At 61.1% G+C, this 496-nt stretch carries 1 protein-coding gene; it reads right to left on the reverse strand.

Going from position 1 to position 496, the window contains the following annotated elements:
- Positions 1 to 356 precede the first annotated feature (356 nt).
- On the reverse strand, positions 357 to 476 hold the full coding sequence (locus ACFVX9_RS39925; protein WP_387987249.1) for a DUF397 domain-containing protein: 120 nt from the start codon (positions 474 to 476) through the stop codon (positions 357 to 359).
- Between the last annotated feature and the right edge of the window lie 20 nt (positions 477 to 496).

A 496-nucleotide genomic window follows, 5' to 3' on the forward strand; every position in this document is an offset into this window, starting at 1 on the left:
CCCTAAAGCTACTCAACACCCCCAACCCGCTCCTCTCACCAACCCTCCTCACAGATACACCGGCAGTGATCGAACCGAGACCCTCCGGACCAAGATCATTTCTTAGCGTTCAATCCATCAGCATTACCGGCGGGACCCCACGTCCGCCCCTGCCCAGGCAAAAAGCGATGACCCCTTCACCAAGGTCCCCATCCACGGGGCACCTTGCACCTTGGTAAAGGAGTAGACGCAGGACGACGGTGCACAAGCTCGTTGATGCGATGGGGTATCAGGCGGGTCCTATGGGGTACAGGTGTACGGAAAGCCTGGCTCCCCCTGCTACGGGCTGGGGGAGCCAGGCATCGTTGTGCTGCTGCTCAGACCGAGGCGTCAATCTTCGCCGCGTGCTGTACGAAGGTAAGGAACGTGGCCGGCGACAGCATCAGCGCCGGGCCCTCCAGAACCTTCGAGTCCCTGATGGCGATGCCGACGTGTATGGTGGTGCGGAATTCGGCGA

It is taken from the genome of Kitasatospora sp. NPDC058243 (assembly GCF_042882025.1).
Classification (GTDB): Bacteria; Actinomycetota; Actinomycetes; order Streptomycetales; family Streptomycetaceae; genus Kitasatospora.